Consider the following 14,236-nt stretch of genomic DNA (forward strand, 5'->3'; position numbering starts at 1 on the left):
ACCAGAATATAGACTTCTTTATATTAGACACGGTGGAGTGAGGCCGTCCATGCCAGTGATCTAACTCAGCAGACATCTCATTTAACTCATATCTATCGTAAACTAACGTTCGCAAGCCCCTCTTCCAAAACAAGTAAAAATACTCATCATCAAATGAATATCTATACCTAGCTCTGAACTTGGCTACTTCAATGACTCGAGTGGTCAACCAAGCCTCCTCCTAGAACATAACGCCTTAATCAGCCGCTGCTTCAGCAGTCGGATGCATTGACCTGTTAGAGCCTGCCGACTGCGTAACTGAAACGGTCAATGAGACTGTAGAAACAATTAGCGCAAGAACAGCGATTGCTGTTCCTATCCAAAACTTCTTTTTCTCTTGACGCAAGCCAGCCAAAACGGAGGTCATAAGTGGAAAATTTACACACTTTGGGTCATTTCCAACTTTGAGAGCAAAGAAATGAACATTACTCCCATCATCTCGTTTGTAACCGTACTGTTTCTCTAAGTGGTAGTACAAACGACCAAAGACAATGTCAGGATCCACTTTAAGCTCGCCAGCAATTTCCTTGCAGTCAATCGGAACATAGATTTTCGAAGCCCGCGACCCATCACCTTTTTCAAAAGCAGAAAAGTCAGAATGATACATACGGTATATCGTATTTAATATTTCTAGATCTGTGGGAATTCTCATATCTATCCTTGAGCTCTAACGCCCGGCTCACGCGCCGGCTTGGAGCCGCGAAGCGGCGGAAAATCGGTCGCTGTGCAGCCGATTGTTATACTTTACTTCATTTCCTTCACCCTCTCCCACTCCTCTTTAAGAATGGACTGCGAAACCAAAACGATTTGGTGTAAGTGTTCTTCAGGCTTTTCCCCGTCCCTAATACGATTCATTGCTGCATCAAGACCTGCAACTAGTTCTTTAGTTTTATCTTCAACTGGATTTGTAAGCAGCTTTATTTTCGCTGACAACCCCTCAGCACGCTCTATAGCTTGGTTATATTTACTCGACCATTCAAAAAGCTCTTTCATAGCATATTCTGGATTTCCAAGCTCCGAAAGAGTTTGTCTTCTGCCACTTTTAATCCTATTAAGATCCCAAATCGCGTAAGCAGCAGCGATAAAATCTGCGACATCATTCCTCAATGTGTTAATCCAAGCCTGCCTGTTATTTGCTGTGATTTCGGATCTAGTTAAATGAACATTTTCTTCAGCACTTTTGCGGGAAAGTCTTTCCTGACTTTCAATAAGTTTTAGTGAGTACTTTACGGTCTGTCGATTGGTAAGTAATACAATCAAGGCGGTAATAGCAAACCCCAAGAAAGCGATCACATCAACGCCCATAGAAAGATTTAAATCGTAGGGCTTTTCGGCAACCAGTTCGATTCTTTGAACCTCGGTGGTAGAATTTTCTGCTATCAGCAAAATACCGGAAGTATCATATACTTCAGCACTGTCTGAGACATGAGCTTCAACTTGGGTATCTGCAACTCCATCATTACCTTTTTCATCTGAAGAATTGGCTTCCATTGTCTTATCCCCTACTTGTATAACGCTTGGCACAGCGGACGTTTTGGACGCGACGCAGGAGCGGAAAAACGTTCCGACTGCTGCCACTGGTTAGGTAGTTTACTCTTCAGTGACATGGAACTTCAGCTTTTGGATTTCGTCTGATTTCATCAGCGTTGCAATCCCATCGAGCGATCCAACGTTCAGTTTTATTGGCTTACCATTTCGCTCGGGAGTACCCACGGCAATTCGGTACTCGTTTTGGTGAGAAAATCTAGAATCCTTCCTGAACGGACCGAGATCACCGGTATAGTCTCTAAGATCTAGATACTGAACTATCCTGTGCAGGACGATAGAGCCCTTTTCTTCCGCTGCCTTAACCACACGGTTTAGGAATGCGTCAACATCGTAAATCATTACAGCCGCATCACCGAAACCATTAATCACATCGACGCTAAATCGCATACCAATTTCTGGACTATCAGTTTCTTCAAACTGCAAACAATAAAGACAGTAGACATTAACAGCTTTAAGCGAGCTGTCCGACTCCCGCATCTGACTATACGCAAGTTGAATAGAGTGTTCTTCTCCAGTTTTTGGATGCTTAATCTTCAAAGTCCCGCCGTTTGACGATCGGACAGTGACAACGCCCTCGTACTTATCACCACGTTCACGGTGCTCCAAATCTGCATAGTGACCAAGTGTTTGCAGGTAAAGCTCCCCATGATTTATGAGAGCCTCCATGTGCTCCTTTTCACCAAACTTGAACAACAAATAGCTGGGCATCCTCAATACCTACCTAACAGTGATTATACGCCCTGCCATGAAACCTCAATGAACGTGACATCACAATGACTGAGGTTTCATAGCCACCAAATTGAATCTACCTCATCGATTCTACAGCGTACAAAGAGAATTTCGGCGATGTAGCCAAAATTCGCGAGCTTGCGCGTTTTGCTCACCCCAATAATACTGTGTTTATATACAAAATTATTGAGGCATTCTCCCATGAAACTGATGGAACGCGTCAAGGCAACCATGAGGGTCAAGCGCTATAGCTTACGCACCGAAAAAACCTATTGTTACTGGATTCGATTTTACATTAGGTTCAATAATTTACGTCACCCTGCCACCCTAACAGGTCATGAAGTACGGCAATTTTTGGAGTATCTGGCAACCGAAAGGCACGTGGCAGCGGCTACACAGAATCAAGCACTCAACGCCATCGTCTTTTCTTGTCGTTCATTGCTTTCACGGCAGACCACCTCAGTACGCCCAATAAAATAGCCTACCCTTGCATCTCCCCCACCCGCCTCCTACACTGCGCTGAATACTGCTTGACGGGGTGCCGGTGGAACCGGCTGAGATCGCTATACGGCTGGCTGCTGCAGCAAGTCGTCACGGCGGGGCCCGTTGAACCTGATCCGGCTAGTACCGGCGTAGGAATCAAGCGGTGGTTGGGGTGCGCCGTGTTCACCTGATACCTTGCCCCAACTCACTCTCCCTACGCCCGTGCGCCGGTTCGCTGTACCACCGGAGGCATCCAATATGGGCTACCGCTTTACCGATCTCACCACCGCTTGCCAGAACGATTGGCGCGCCTACATCGAGCACGATTTCGTGCGCCAACTGGGCAATGCCACGCTGCCTGAGGCGTCGTTTCGCCACTACTTGAAGCAGGATTACCTGTTCTTGATCCACTTCGCCCGCGCCTACGCGCTGGCCGCCTACAAAAGCCCCACCCTGGCGGATCTGCGCCAGGCCCACGAGGGCCTGAAAGCCATCGTGGATGTGGAGCTGGGCCTGCACGTGGGCTTTTGCCAGGAGTGGGGCATCAGCGAACAAGCGCTTGCCGAACTTCCCGAAGCCCGCGCCACGCTGGCCTACACCCGCTATGTGTTGGATACCGGCAATCGCGGCGACCTGCTCGATTTGCACGTGGCGCTGGCCCCGTGCCTGGTGGGCTACGGCGAAATCGCCAACTGGCTGAACGCGCAGCCCTCTACGCTGCGCGGCGCGCAAAACCCCTTCGATGCCTGGATCGCCATGTACGAAAGCGAGGAGTTCCAGGCCGCCATGCAAGCGGAGCTTGCGTGGCTCGATGTCCGCCTGGCGGACGTCACCCCTGCCCGTTTTGCTGAGCTGAGCAAGATCTTCCGCGATGCCACCCGCCTGGAAATCGACTTCTGGCAGATGGGTTTAGACCTTTCTGAATAACCTCCTACAACATAGAGCAACCGTCATGACCAAGACCGTCAAAAGCAAAACCGCCCACTTTTTAGCCGAAACCGCCCAGGTCGATGCCGCCGCCGTGGCCCCACTGCCCGGCTCGCGCAAGGTGTACGTGGAAGGCTCACGGCCGGATATTCGCGTGCCGTTTCGGGAAATCACCCTCTCGCCCACCAAAACCAGCGGCGTGGATGAGCAGAACCCGCCGCTGTTGGTGTACGACACTTCCGGCCCCTACACCGACCCCAACGCCCGCATCGATTTGCGCCAGGGCCTGCCAGAGCTGCGCCGGGCCTGGATCGAAGAGCGCAACGACACCGAGTTTCTGGATGGCCCGACTTCGGAATACGGTAATCGCCGCGCCAACGACCCCACCCTTGCCCAGCTGCGCTTTGATTTGACCCGCACCCCGCGCCGGGCGAAAGCGGGCAAGAACGTGACCCAGCTGCACTACGCCCGCCAGGGCATCATCACGCCGGAAATGGAGTTCATCGCCCTGCGGGAAAACCAGCGCCGCCAGGCGTTGGGGACCGCAGAAGTAGAGCGCATTCTGGGCCATCAGCATGCGGGCCAGAGCTTCGGTGCCAGCCTGCCCAAGGAGATTACGCCGGAGTTCGTGCGCGATGAGGTGGCTCGTGGCCGGGCGATCATTCCCAACAACATCAACCACCCGGAAAGCGAGCCGATGATCATTGGCCGCAACTTCCTGGTGAAGATCAACGGCAACCTGGGCAACTCGGCGGTCACCTCTTCCATCGAAGAGGAAGTGGACAAGATGACCTGGGGCATCCGCTGGGGTGCGGATACCATCATGGATCTCTCCACCGGCCAGAACATCCATGAAACCCGCGAGTGGATCATCCGCAACTCGCCGGTGCCGATTGGTACGGTGCCCATCTATCAGGCGCTGGAGAAGGTCAACGGCATTGCCGAAAACCTCACCTGGGAGATCTTCCGCGATACGCTGATCGAGCAGGCGGAACAGGGGGTGGATTACTTCACCATCCACGCGGGGGTGCTGCTGCGCTACGTGCCGCTCACCGCCAACCGCGTCACCGGTATCGTCAGCCGTGGCGGTTCCATCATGGCGAAGTGGTGCCTGTATCACCATCAGGAGAGCTTCCTGTACACCCACTTCGAGGAGATCTGCGAGATCTGCAAGCAGTACGATGTGGCGTTCTCGCTGGGCGACGGCCTGCGCCCCGGCTCCATTGCCGATGCCAACGACGAAGCGCAAATGGCGGAACTGAAAACCCTCGGCGAACTCACCCACATTGCCTGGAAGCACGATGTGCAGGTGATGATCGAAGGCCCCGGCCACGTGCCCATGCACCTGGTGAAAGAGAACATGGACAAGCAGCTGGAGTACTGCGACGAAGCGCCCTTCTATACCCTCGGCCCGCTGGTGACGGATATCGCCCCCGGCTACGACCACATTACTTCGGGCATTGGGGCGGCGATGATTGGCTGGTTTGGTTGCGCCATGCTCTGCTACGTGACGCCGAAAGAGCACCTTGGCCTGCCCAACAAGGATGACGTGAAAACCGGCATCATCACCTACAAGATTGCCGCCCACGCAGCGGATTTGGCCAAGGGCCACCCCGCGTCGCAGCGGCGCGATAACGCGCTCTCCAAGGCGCGCTTCGAGTTCCGCTGGGAAGACCAGTTCAACCTGGGCCTGGACCCGGACACCGCCCGGGAATTCCACGATGAAACCCTGCCGAAGGATTCCGCCAAGGTGGCCCACTTCTGCTCCATGTGCGGGCCGAAGTTCTGCTCGATGAAGATCAGCCAGGAAGTGCGCGACACCTATCGCGACCGCACCCCGGAAAACGCCAGCGAAAGCGACGCCGAGGCGGTGAAGCGCGGCATGCAGGAGCAGGCGGAGAAGTTCCGCCGGGAAGGCAGCGAGCTATACCAGGAGGTGTGACCGCTCTCCCCCCGCCTGCGGGCGGGGGGAGCAACCCACTGGATGTTCGGTCTCTTTGATGTTCGGCCCCTTTATTGTTATGTTATAACATATATACTCAATCAAGGAGCCTCACCGTGGGTCTGTTGAAACGCGTACCTCCTCTGCTGGCGGCAGGCATGTTGGCGCTGGGCAGCCTGAACGCCATGGCCGATGAGCCCACCCTGAACGTGGTGGCCTCGTTCTCGATCATCGAAGACCTGGCCCGCCAGGTCGGTGGTGAACGCATCGCGCTGACCAGCATCGTGGGCGCCAACGACGACGCCCACGTTTACGAGCCCACCCCCGCCGACGTTCGCCAGGTGGCGCAGGCAGACGTGGTGCTCATCAATGGCCTGATGTTCGAGGGCTTTCTTACCCGCCTGATCGAGGCCAGCGGTACCGAAGCCAGCGTGGTCACCGTCTCGGAGCACGCGGTGCATCTCGAAGACCCCATGGGCGGGCACTACCACTTTTATGGCGACCGGGCGGTGTTCCATGAAGCGCCCTACGACCCCCACGCGTGGCAGTCGGTGCCCAATGCCAGGGCGTATGTCGTGCGCATTGCCGACGCCTTCTGCGAGGCGGACCCGGAAGGCTGTGACGCCTACCGCACCAACCAGCAGCGCTACGCACAGGAACTGGAAGCGCTGGAGCAGGCAATCCATGAGCGCATCGCCAGGATTCCCGAATCCCGACGCACCGTGGTGGTGGCTCACCATGCCTTTCGCTACTTCGAAGAGGCCTACGGCGTGCGCTTTCTGGCCCCGCAGGGGGTCTCCACCGAGTCCGAAGCCACGGCCGCCCATGTGGCGAAGCTGATCGATGCCATCGAGCAGCAGAGCGCCGTGGCGGTATTTGCCGAGAATATTTCCAACCCTCGGCTGGTCGAGCAAATCGCTCAGGAGACCGGCCTGTCGCTCAGCGGCACCCTCTACTCGGACGCGCTGTCGCGGGAGGATGGCCCGGCGGCCAGCTACCTCGACATGATGCGCCATAACGTCGACACCCTGGTGACGGCGCTGCAGTAGCCACTCAGGTGATTAACCACGCCCCTTCTGGGCTCAAGGAGAGAGAAACGATGACCCCGATGTTTGTAGGCAAAGCGTTGACCGCGCTCGCTTTCGCGATAGGCAGTGCCGCCGTGCAGGCCCACGACCACTCCCATGGTCACTCCAACCATAGCCATGACCATGCCCACGATGAAAACGTCACGGCCTGGCGGCTGGTAGTCGCCGACCAGCAGGATGCCGTGGTCCACGTCATCGACGCCACGGAGAAGTCGCTGCTGGACACCTTCGAGCTGGAAGGCCCGGCGGCGCTGCTGAGCACCCGTAGCGGCGAGGCGGTATTTGCCGTACAAGGAGCGGCAAACACGGTGTCGGTGATCAATACCGGCATCGCTTTCCATGACCACGGCGACCACGCCGATATCGAGGTGGCCGACCCGGCGCTGCTGAGCACGGTTCTGGAAGGAGAGCGCCCCGCCCACTTCGTCGAGCGCCAGGGCTACATTGCCCAGTGGTTCGATGGTGAAGACGAAGCCCGCCTGTTCACCGAAAGCAGCCTGTTGGCAGACTCCCCAGAGGTCCGTACGGTGCCGGTGGAGGCGGCGCACCACGGGGTGGCCGTGCCATTCCACCAGCATGCGGTGGTGACGGTGGTCAACCCGGAAGATGCGTCTCAACGCCCGGTCGGTGCCAAGGTGCTGGATAGCGACGGCCACCTGGTCGGCGACGAAGTGGCGTGCCCTGGGCTGCACGGCTCGGCGGGCTCTGGCAGCCTCTATGCGTTGGCTTGCCACACCGGCCTGCTGCTGATCGCCACGGAAGACGGCACGCCCCAGATCACCCATCTGCCCTACCCTAGCTCTCTGCCGGAAGGCAGTGCTTCCACCCTGCTGGGCGGCACCGGACTACAGTACTTCCTGGGTAACTACGGGCCAGACCGCGTGCTGCTGGTCGACCCCACCGAAGGTGAAGAAGGCTTCCAGCTGGTGCAACTGCCTACCCGTCGCGTGCACTTTGCGGTGGACCCGATTCGCGCCCGCTACGCCTATGTGTTCACCGAAGATGGCCAGCTGCATCAACTGGATGTGCTGAACGGCGAGCTGACCCAGTCGCTGCGCCTGACCGAGCCCTACTCCATGGATGGCCACTGGAACGACCCGCGCCCACGCATTGCCGTGGCGGGTGAGCATATCGTGGTCACCGACCCCGCTACCGAAACGCTGCACTTCGTCAGTGCGGAAACCTTCGAAAAGGTCGATGAGATGGCCCTTGAAGGCAAGCCGTTCAATATCGTCGCGGTGGGCGGCACCGGCGTCTCTCACGGGCACTAGGCTTTGTACGAAAGGTCGGCGAGCGATGGCCAGACAAGGCAAAAATCGGCGAAAAGACGGAGTTTACAAGGTGTAAATGAGTACTTTGAGCCGATTTTTAACGCCGTATGGGCGAGCGTAGGCAGTTTTCGTACAAAGCCTAAGCCTGCTGGCCCCTTTGACGGATCGCACAAAACAACACCGGAGCCCAAGGGCTCCGGTGTTGTTTTTGAAAGAGTATTGGCCGCCGGATCGATAACCTGAACGGTTGGCCCTGGGGCTAGCCATCCGGCAACGAATACATACTCGGTGGCTGTCGTATTACTTCTTGAGCTTGTCCTTGGCTTCTCCCTTGCCTTTTTGCAGTTCGCCCTTGGCCTGCTGCGCTTTGCCTTTGGCTTCGGTTTTGGTGCTACCCGTCGCCTTGCCAGCCGCCTCTTTCACTTTGCCTGCTGCCTTGTTGGCTGTGCCTTTTGCTTTATCTGAAGTACCTGCCATGACGAACACCTCTAATCCGTTAGTAGGGAAGCGGCCGCTGTACTGCGGGTCTACCTGACCGTGCGGCCTGTTATCAGCGTAGCGGGTATTGCCAAAGTTGCCCATTTTCTTTTTTTGCAAAGGCCTGGTGTCTGTTCAAGCGGCCTTCACGCAATCCGAGTGGCCGCAAAGCGGTTCAGCACCCGTTGCACGCACGCCATCACTACCAGCGTTGCCACCAGCGCCACGCTCATGGAAGCGAAGCGGTACAGCGCGCTGTACACCAGGTCCTGCTGTGGCCCCAGCGACTGCCCGAACAGAATGCCCAGCGTGGTCAAGCCGCCAAACCCGATGCCAGAGCCGCCGCCTTCCAGAATGTGCTCGCGGGCGAACAGCATCAGGCCCAGCCAATAGAGCAGTACCACCAGCAGGAAATGGTGGCTTTGGGTATAGAGGACGAGCTGCATGGCCAGCGCCAGGTTGCATCCCAGCAAGGTGCCCACGGCGCGCTTGGCTGCCGATACCCGAGCGCCCTGATACCCCAGCGTGAACAGAATCAGAATAGTGGCCATTTGCGCCGACAATGAACCTTGCAGGTCGAACACTTGGAACACCACGAACGAGAGCGTGGCCGTGATCCCGCCCAGCAGGGTTTCATGGCGCACCTGGGCAAGCGGCTTGGCCACCCTGGGCGGCGGCTGGCGGGGCTCGGTATCGGGGAACAGGGTATGCATCAGCATGGCGATGAACACGGCCAGCACGCTGGCCATCAGGTTGCTGGCCAGCAAATCGCCCAGGTCTACGCTGGGGTAGCTGGCAAAGTGCAGCAGTATGCTCAGCGTCAAGACGCCGTTGGCACCGAACAGAAACAGCGGCCCTCTGGCCATCAAGGAGAAGCGCAGCAGAAACAGCCCCAGCACCACCAGCGTCATCACCACCGGCATGTGCTTCAACAGCCCCACCACCACACTGACCTCCAGCGCGTTGAGGCTGCCATTGGCCAGAAACTGACGGATGATGCCAGCATTCAATACAGGCACCATGCCCAGCAGGAACATCGGGAACACGGTGAAAAACACCCCGTAGTTCCAGCCCATCAGCTGGCTGACCACGAACCCCAGCAGCCCTCCCCCCGCCACGCGCACGCACTGGCGCAGGCCGTTCTGGTCCAGGCGGCTCGCGGGCCGCGCCTTGGGCGGATGACGGAAACGCTGTTTGAATCGGTGAGTCAGCCGTTTGGTAAACCGACCCATAGACATATCCCTAGGCGTATCAGTAGACATGTCAGTAGACATATCAGTAGACATAGTGCAGCCAGCTCACCAGGTGCGCTTGCAGCCAAGCGAAGGGCGCCGCCAGGGCATGCTGGCCCGGCCATAGCTGCACAGTTGCCCGTGCTCCGCTGGGGGGTAGTGAGGCCAGGGCAGTGGTCAAGGGATCGTCCAGCGCGATGTGCAGGCGCATGCGCTGGGCATCTCTTACCCAGCGGTCGGAGGTCGGAATGCTGGTCAACTGACCATCGGCTGCCAGCTGCCCTTCGCGCACGCCCGCCTCCAGGGCGGTAACGCGCCCCTTGGCAATGTGCCCTGGCAAGGCATCGAACACGACCTGGGCCTCGTCGCCCACGTTCACATGGCGCAGGCTCTTTTCACGAAAGTCCGCGACGATCTCTGCTCGGTCGGCCACCAGCGCAATCACCGGCTGCCCCGCTGGCACATAATCCCCCGGCTGAAGCTGCAGGTTGGCCACCACACCCGCCTCGCGTGCGCGTACCTGTGTTCTTTCCAGGTCCAGCTCAGCGCGGGCCAGCGCATTGTTGGCCTGGCGCAGGCGAAGATTGGCCTCGCCCTCCTCCCCCAGCTGCACCTCCAGGCTATCGATTTGCGCGCGGGCGGAAGTCACGGCCGCCTGGGCGGTATGTTCGGCGGCCACCTGCTGGTCGTACTGCTGTCGGGAGATGCCCTGCCGCCCCAGCAGCGCCTCGGCGCGGCGACGCTCACCACTACGCTCCTCCAGGGTGGCCTGGGCAGACACCAGCGATGCCCTGGCCGCCGCCAGCTCTGCCCGCAGTCGCGCGTTCTCCTGCTCGGCCTGCTCACGGTTCAGCAAGGCCTGCTGCCGGGCCAGCTCGAACGGCGCGGGCTCCAGCCGGAACAGCACCTCCCCTGCGGCTACCCGCTGGTGGTCGTTCACCAGTACCGCCTGCACGGGCGCGCCCAGCTCCGGGGCTATCTGGGTCACCGGCCGCATCACCCGCGCCTCTGGGGTCATCGGCATGAAGCTGTCAGCCACCAGAAAATAGACGAACAGCACCGCAAACGCCGCCAGCGCAATACGTACCCAGCGGCTGAAACGTTGATCAGGAGTCATTGGCGTACTCACTCACTGCCCTCGGGTAGCCCCGAGGAAAGCATCAGAAGGAATACTTTAGTCTAACAAATTTATTAGCAGGCTAACAATAAGAGTGTTAAGGCAAGATACTAATGGCCCACAACGACACTGCCGCCTTGCGGCGGCAGTCAATGGCAGGTGGCTTGGTCAGCGCCAAACGTTCAGCGCCAAGAGGGTCCACCCATGACATCCGGCAGCCATAGCGCCAACTGCGGGAAGGCCAACACCAGCGCCAACACGACCAATTGCGCCAGAATGAATGGCACGACCCCTATGTACATGTGCCTGAGGGTGACCTCCGGCGGCGTAATGGCTCTCAAGTAAAAGATGGCAGGCGCCAGCGGTGGCGTCAGGTAGCTGGTCTGCAACACGACCAGGAACGCAACGCAGAACCATATTTCATCGAACCCAAGCATCCGCACGATCGGCATGGCCACGGGAATGATGATGAGCACCACGGAAATCAGGTCGAGAACGAAACCAGCGATGAACGCGATAAGCAGAATCAGGCCCAAAATCATCCATGGGCTGAGTCCCGTGTCCATCAGCAAGGCTTGTACGGTCGCCATCCCCCCAGAAGCGAAGAACACGCCTGCGAACATGCTTCCCCCCAGAACGATCAGGAGAATCATGGCCGAGATATTGACCGTCTTGATTGCGGAGTTCCACAGCACTTCCAGCGTCAGGTTGCGATACGCCGCCGCCAGCACGATGGACCCCAACGCCCCGCACGCAGCGGCTTCCGTGGGCGTTGCCAGCCCCATCAGGATGGTGCCCAGCACGATGAAGATCAGCAGCATGGTCGGCACCAACGCCACCAGGGTGACCTTGATCTTTTCACCCCAAGCCACATCAGGCTCCTGCTCTTGCACCCTGGGAGCCATGTCAGGCTTCAGATAAGCCACCCCCACGATGTACACCAGGAACATCACCGCCATCAAGAAGCCGGGAATCAACAGGCCACTAAACAGCGACCCTACAGATACGCCTGCCACGGGGCCCAGCACGACTACGGTGATGGATGGCGGAATCGCCGTTCCCAAAGAGCCACTGGCACAAATGGTGCCCGATATGAGGCTTTTACTGTAGTGATGCTTGAGCATGACGGGAATGGCCAGCATGCCGATGACGGCTTCCGTGGCGCCGACTACACCGCTTGATGCGGCAAACAGGGTGCCCATGATGATGGCACCGACGCCCAACCCGCCGGGCAGCCGCCGGGTCCACATGTGAATGGCTTCGAACAGCCGCTCGGCGATTCCCGACCTTTCCAACATGGCGCCCATGAAGATGAACAGAGGCACCGCCGCCAGAATGGAGTTCGAGGCGGTATCTTCGATTTTGGTCAACAGCTGGTAGGCCGCCACATCACCAAACTGAATGATCCCGAACCCGGTGGCTACCAGGATCATGGAAAAGGCGATGGGAAAGCCCGAGATAATCAGCGCCATCAGCGCCGGAAACATTAGCAGCGCGAGATAACTACTCATGGTTGCCGCCCTCCACGGGTGCCTTGCCACGGATCAAGCAGACGGATTTCAGAAACTCGGCAACCACTTGCAGGGCCAGGATGGCAAAGCCAATGAACCAGACGGTGAAGATTGGCCATACCACCGGGTTCCAGGCCGAACGGCCTGAGCGCTCGTTGCTTTCAAACGCACCCAGCGCGTATTTCGATAGCTCCCATACCAGCCACACCAGCACGGGCAAGAACATGACGTAGCCAACCGCACGTATTGCCGCATTGGCCTTGGGGCTCAGCTTCAGCGCCATGATATCGACACTGACGTGTTGGCCAATTCTCAGGGCATTGGCCATGCCCAGCATGAACATGGCCCCCATGACCATGTAACTCACCTCGAATGCCCAGAGCGTGGGCCTGCCCGCCACATATCGGCTAAACACTTCCACGATCAGGGCACCGATAAGAGGAAACACCAGTAATGCGCCCAACCATCCCGACAGGCGGGTCAGCGCTTCGATTGCTTTAATCAGTTTCATGACCAACTCTCAGCGTATAGGCAGCCAAACGAAAAGGGAGGCCTGGTCAGGCCTCCTTGTTTCATGCATGTGCCAAGGGATCAGCGGCCCATCACACCAATTGGCAGGCGATACTGGGACCAGTTGTTCATGTCATTCTTGAAGTCGCGCTGGGATTCGAGAACGCGGGCAAACCATTCGTTTTCGGCGGCGTATTCATCTTCCCAAAGCTCTGTTTCGGCATAGATGGCATCGATGAACGATTGATCCAGCTCGATGATCTCGTTCGGCCCATCGACCAGTTCCTGGTAGGCATCCAGGTCAGCAAAAGAGCTGGCCAACCATGTTTCGAACACGGACATCTTGCCCGCCAGCCGCAGCATCTGTTGCTGCTGCTCGCTCAAGCTTTCCCAGGTATTGCTGTTTACCTGGCACTCCAGGAAGCCTCCCGACTGATGAACACCAGGAATGACCACGTACTGGGCAACTTCCTGGAAACCCGTCGGCCGGTTCATCTCCGGGCTACCCCACTCGGCAGCATCGATCACGCCACGCTCCAGAGAGCTGTAGATATCGCTACCGGCCATGACCACCGTGGAAGCACCCAGCCTGGAGGCGATCTCGGCCCAGGCGCCAGAGGTTCTCAGGCGTAGGCCCTGGAAATCCTCAAGGGTACGCACGGGCTTGTTCGAGTGAAGGAAAATTTCGGTTCCCAGGATGGCGCAGGGGAAGGCCACTACATCGAACACGTCTCTGCGGTACTCTTCGTAAAGCTCTACCCCGCCCCCTTCATACATCCACAGCATGAACTCTTCCGGCGTCAGGCCGCTGGAGTGTCCGGCCAACAGCGCCGTCGTGGGGTCAGTGCCGTAGTCATAGTTGATGTAGTTATGGCTAATTTGAGCCACGCCGGACTTGACCGTATTGGTGACGCGCAAGGCGCTTCCCAGAGTACCGCCAGGATACACTTCGATGGCGATCTCGCCGTTGGAAAGCTCACTGACGCGATCTGCAAACATCTGGGCGTCACGTTCGAGCCAAGGGCCGCCACTCCAGGGGGTCGCCATGCGCCAGTTCATCTCGGCCGCTCCGGCCGTCATCACCAACCCTGCGTTAAGGCCTACGACCAAAGCCAATTTACTGATTTTATTCATGATGTTTCCTCTGCAATGGAGCGTTATGGGTTTGTTCGCTGGCCATTTTCGTTGTTGTCTTTATTTTGACCTTATCATTTACGCAGGTGCAGCATTTGGCCGAAACTCTGAAAAACTGTGCCCATACTCAGCAAAGTGGCTATCCATCAACAAAAAGCCCCGCTGTCTGCCTGTATCGGCAGATCAGCGGGGCGGTATTCCCTTGAAACGATCTTGTCAGGTCGTTAC

The 14,236-nt window shown here is 57.6% G+C and carries 14 protein-coding genes and 1 riboswitch; of the genes, 5 read left to right on the forward strand and 9 right to left on the reverse strand.

Annotated features, from left to right (window positions below; genetic code table 11):
• Positions 1-235: 235 nt before the first annotated feature.
• The 3 genes from B7L71_RS10095 to B7L71_RS10105 form a co-directional block, all read right to left on the reverse strand.
• A complete protein-coding gene (locus B7L71_RS10095; RefSeq protein ID WP_139790112.1) occupies positions 236-691 on the reverse strand; it encodes a hypothetical protein in 456 nt (151 codons plus the stop codon).
• Between the two features lie 92 nt (positions 692-783).
• Positions 784-1,530: a hypothetical protein gene (locus B7L71_RS10100; protein WP_139790113.1), complete on the reverse strand. Its 747-nt coding sequence runs from the start codon at positions 1,528-1,530 to the stop codon at positions 784-786.
• A gap of 99 nt (positions 1,531-1,629) precedes the next feature.
• Positions 1,630-2,295 carry a hypothetical protein gene (locus B7L71_RS10105; RefSeq protein WP_081137682.1) on the reverse strand — a complete coding sequence of 222 codons (666 nt, stop codon included), beginning with the start codon at positions 2,293-2,295 and terminating at the stop codon, positions 1,630-1,632.
• A 231-nt stretch (positions 2,296-2,526) separates the two neighbouring features.
• Here B7L71_RS10105 and B7L71_RS10110 point away from each other — a divergent pair, with 231 nt between their 5' ends.
• From B7L71_RS10110 to aztD, 5 genes are all read left to right on the forward strand, one after another.
• Positions 2,527-2,796 carry a site-specific integrase gene (locus tag B7L71_RS10110; protein ID WP_283160412.1) on the forward strand — a complete coding sequence of 90 codons (270 nt, stop codon included), beginning with the start codon at positions 2,527-2,529 and terminating at the stop codon, positions 2,794-2,796.
• A 44-nt stretch (positions 2,797-2,840) separates the two neighbouring features.
• Positions 2,841-2,972: riboswitch (TPP riboswitch) on the forward strand.
• Between the two features lie 85 nt (positions 2,973-3,057).
• On the forward strand, positions 3,058-3,726 hold the full coding sequence (gene tenA, locus B7L71_RS10115) for a thiaminase II (protein ID WP_081137686.1): 669 nt from the start codon (positions 3,058-3,060) through the stop codon (positions 3,724-3,726).
• Positions 3,727-3,751: 25 nt separating this feature from the next.
• On the forward strand, positions 3,752-5,668 hold the full coding sequence (thiC, locus tag B7L71_RS10120) for a phosphomethylpyrimidine synthase ThiC (protein ID WP_081137688.1): 1,917 nt from the start codon (positions 3,752-3,754) through the stop codon (positions 5,666-5,668).
• A 116-nt stretch (positions 5,669-5,784) separates the two neighbouring features.
• Positions 5,785-6,717 carry a zinc ABC transporter substrate-binding protein AztC gene (gene aztC, locus B7L71_RS10125; protein ID WP_212636753.1) on the forward strand — a complete coding sequence of 311 codons (933 nt, stop codon included), beginning with the start codon at positions 5,785-5,787 and terminating at the stop codon, positions 6,715-6,717.
• A 50-nt stretch (positions 6,718-6,767) separates the two neighbouring features.
• Positions 6,768-8,027, forward strand: coding sequence for a zinc metallochaperone AztD (gene aztD, locus B7L71_RS10130; RefSeq protein ID WP_081137690.1), 1,260 nt, complete (start codon positions 6,768-6,770; stop codon positions 8,025-8,027).
• A gap of 300 nt (positions 8,028-8,327) precedes the next feature.
• Here aztD and B7L71_RS18030 read toward each other — a convergent pair whose 3' ends face one another.
• The 6 genes from B7L71_RS18030 to dctP all read right to left on the reverse strand — a co-directional run bounded on the left by B7L71_RS18030 (position 8,328) and on the right by dctP (position 14,008).
• Positions 8,328-8,624, reverse strand: coding sequence for a CsbD family protein (locus B7L71_RS18030; protein ID WP_446497422.1), 297 nt, complete (start codon positions 8,622-8,624; stop codon positions 8,328-8,330).
• A 26-nt stretch (positions 8,625-8,650) separates the two neighbouring features.
• Positions 8,651-9,736 (reverse strand): DUF2955 domain-containing protein, encoded by a 1,086-nt coding sequence (locus B7L71_RS10140; protein WP_081137692.1) that lies wholly within the window; start codon positions 9,734-9,736, stop codon positions 8,651-8,653.
• A gap of 43 nt (positions 9,737-9,779) precedes the next feature.
• On the reverse strand, positions 9,780-10,853 hold the full coding sequence (locus B7L71_RS10145; protein WP_081137694.1) for an HlyD family secretion protein: 1,074 nt from the start codon (positions 10,851-10,853) through the stop codon (positions 9,780-9,782).
• A 182-nt stretch (positions 10,854-11,035) separates the two neighbouring features.
• Entirely contained in the window at positions 11,036-12,364 is a 1,329-nt protein-coding gene (locus tag B7L71_RS10150) for a TRAP transporter large permease subunit (RefSeq protein ID WP_081137696.1), read from the reverse strand.
• Entirely contained in the window at positions 12,357-12,875 is a 519-nt protein-coding gene (locus B7L71_RS10155; RefSeq protein WP_081137698.1) for a TRAP transporter small permease subunit, read from the reverse strand. Before B7L71_RS10155 ends, B7L71_RS10150 begins: the two co-directional genes overlap by 8 nt.
• 80 nt (positions 12,876-12,955) lie before the next feature.
• On the reverse strand, positions 12,956-14,008 hold the full coding sequence (gene dctP / locus B7L71_RS10160) for a TRAP transporter substrate-binding protein DctP (protein WP_016914663.1): 1,053 nt from the start codon (positions 14,006-14,008) through the stop codon (positions 12,956-12,958).
• Between the last annotated feature and the right edge of the window lie 228 nt (positions 14,009-14,236).

The sequence above is a fragment of the Halomonas sp. BC2 genome, assembly GCF_002078115.1.
GTDB lineage: Bacteria > Pseudomonadota > Gammaproteobacteria > Pseudomonadales > Halomonadaceae > Vreelandella > Vreelandella stevensii.